We start from the raw sequence: 2,526 nt of genomic DNA on the forward strand, positions 1-2,526 counted from the left end.
TTCGCTTGCTTCCAGACCGCTGTTAACGTCATATCTTGGTCGGATACTGTATCTTGATTAAAGTCCCACATAATTTCTTCTCCATCTACACTTCCCTGCCATCCTTGGAATAGATAGCCCGCCCTTTTTGGTACAGCTGGCTCAGTTACGTATTCTCCACGCGTAATACTTGGGCTACTGGTATCTCGGAATCTCCACCATTTAATTCAAATCGAATCGTATATTTGTTAGCTGCCCATTGCGCATAGAGTGTCACATCATTCGTTTCCGAGATAGATTGTCCAGTCGAATAGCTCTCTCCTGTTCCGTCTGCTTTCAAATTCCATCCAGTGAAATGATATCCCGTCTTAACGAGTGTCGCAGGCCCCGCTACTTGTAATGGTTCTTCTACTGTAAATACTTGGTCAACTGGTACAAGCGTGTGCTCATCTGCTCCATTTCCGTCGTATGTTAGCTGATACGTATTCGCGCTCCATTTTGGTTCTAACGCAACATCTTGATCTGGCATCGTGGTTGTCGCGAAATCCCACAATCGCTCTGTCCCATTATCATTCCAAATCCACCCCTCCAATGTATATCCTTTTTTTCGTTGGTTCTGCTGGTTCTGTTGCTTTGTCACCAAATAGAATGGCTTGAGAAGGTATCGATTCTTCGTCAGTTGTTTGATTAAATGTCAGCGCCTTTCTTGCGACGACTTCATATGGTACTGTGACAACTCCTGCATATTTAGTAGAGTTATCTCTAAAAAAATAATCGACACTTCCTTCTCCTTGAAGATTATCCCATGTCATCTGGTTCAAATCTGGATTAAATATCCCCTTATCAAACGCTTCTATATAAGAAATAATTCCACCTTCACGATCGACCATGATATTAGGAATAATCAAGGACTCTCCTATACCAATCTTTTGTATTGGTATATCAAACGTCTGTCCAGTCGCACCCCAATCGACAGCGTCAGACATCTCCTTCCATGGTGTGATGTTTGAAATATGATTACCATCGGCGTACAATTCCTTTAACGCCTTAAGATTTGTAACTGGCATCACTTCCATGAGCTCATTCCTCACTAAGTTCAGTTCTTGAAGTCCCGTCATTTCATTTATACCTTCCATTGTTTGAATCTTATTTCTCATGGCGATCAACTCTTGCAAGCCTGTTAATCCGCGTAAAGGCGCTAAAGTTTCTACCTGATTATCCGTGATGGATAGCGTTATTAACGCATCTAGTCCCTTTAATCCCTCGACAGACTTAATCTTATTCTGATTTAATGATAAATTATGCATCTGATCTGAGTTTTGTAATGTTGGTATTTCTTCTATTTGATTACCATCGAACCCAACAAAACCTAAGCTTGGCATTTGGTTTATAACGCTGATATCCTTTACTTGAGCCCTGTTCACTGCTAAGTGTGTCAGGCTTTTTAAGCTAGCTAAGGCAGAAATATCTGTTAGGGGGCTATCGTATATAACAAGGTTTTTTAATAGTGGCATCTCTTTAATAAAATCCAATTTCATACCGTTAAAATGACCTAGAGTCAGGCTGGTCAATTGATGCAAGTCGTTCAGCGGACTATAATCTTGTACTTCTCCACCAAAAAATGAAAGACGTGTTAAATTCTTAAAGTTTTCGAGCCCTTTCATAGATTTGATTTTAATTGGGTCATACTCATCCGATAGTATCAATGTTTTCCTATTCTCCAGCGTAGCTCGTGAGACATTCGCTGTTCTTGAAACACCCAAACTTTCTGCAATATATAACGCAAACCATGGGTCCTCGATCCATTCCAAAAGCGGTTTAGTTTCTGACGGATCTGCCTCTGCTCCTAATTTCGTCGACTTTGCACTTTCTTCTACCGTTGTTTCTGCCACTACCGGCATGCCAATCACGACGCTCGGCAAACATAATCCCACGATTGATAATACCGCGATGCTGCTTTTTAGTTTCTTCACTTTGTGTTCCTCCTAATTATATGTATTTTCAAAACGGTTATATTGTTAATTTTGTTACATTTTATAGTATTAAGTATAACACAGCTAACACGTTTCAATTGTGGCATTTTTGTGAATTTTATTATGCTTATTTTACTACAAAAATGGTACCTCTAAAAGCTTACAAACGTTGCTATAGCTGAATTATGTAATTTTATACTCCAATAAAATCATAGTATAATTTTTCACATTACGAAATTTTTTTTTGTATTATACATAAAAATGGTAGTTCAATCTCTTCTTCTAACGACCAAATGTGCCAAACCACTCATTATAAACAGGACCCCTAGCATTAGCGATGCTATACTCGATGTTTCTCCTGTCTTGGGTAATCTTTTCGAGTTGCTTGTGTTTGTTTTTGATTTTTTTTGCGGGTTGTTTACTTATTTTTTGTACTGTTTGATAGCCTTTATTTTCTACTGTATGCTGATGGTTTGGGAGTGCTGGCGTCACTGGGATACTTGGCGTCACCGGTGTAACCGGATTGACTGGATCGACCGGGATACTATTCGCTTGCTTCCAGACCGCTGTTAAC

At 39.5% G+C, this 2,526-nt stretch carries 4 protein-coding genes; all 4 read right to left on the reverse strand.

Features of this window, described 5'->3' with window-relative positions:
• The coding region (locus PCORN_RS21460; protein ID WP_149024409.1) for an InlB B-repeat-containing protein at positions 1–206 on the reverse strand (206 nt) is incomplete at its 3' end.
• The gene (locus tag PCORN_RS16595; protein ID WP_036082641.1) at positions 146–571 is read right to left on the reverse strand and encodes an InlB B-repeat-containing protein; all 426 of its coding nucleotides are present in this window, start codon (positions 569–571) and stop codon (positions 146–148) included. The genes PCORN_RS21460 and PCORN_RS16595, both read right to left, overlap by 61 nt.
• Positions 549–1,952 (reverse strand): leucine-rich repeat domain-containing protein, encoded by a 1,404-nt coding sequence (locus tag PCORN_RS16600; RefSeq protein ID WP_036082643.1) that lies wholly within the window; start codon positions 1,950–1,952, stop codon positions 549–551. Before PCORN_RS16600 ends, PCORN_RS16595 begins: the two co-directional genes overlap by 23 nt.
• 269 nt (positions 1,953–2,221) lie before the next feature.
• On the reverse strand, positions 2,222–2,296 hold the full coding sequence (locus PCORN_RS21465; RefSeq protein WP_420912045.1) for a hypothetical protein: 75 nt from the start codon (positions 2,294–2,296) through the stop codon (positions 2,222–2,224).
• Positions 2,297–2,526 lie beyond the last annotated feature (230 nt).

It is taken from the genome of Listeria cornellensis FSL F6-0969 (genome assembly GCF_000525855.1).
GTDB classification, from domain to species: domain Bacteria; phylum Bacillota; class Bacilli; order Lactobacillales; family Listeriaceae; genus Listeria_A; species Listeria_A cornellensis.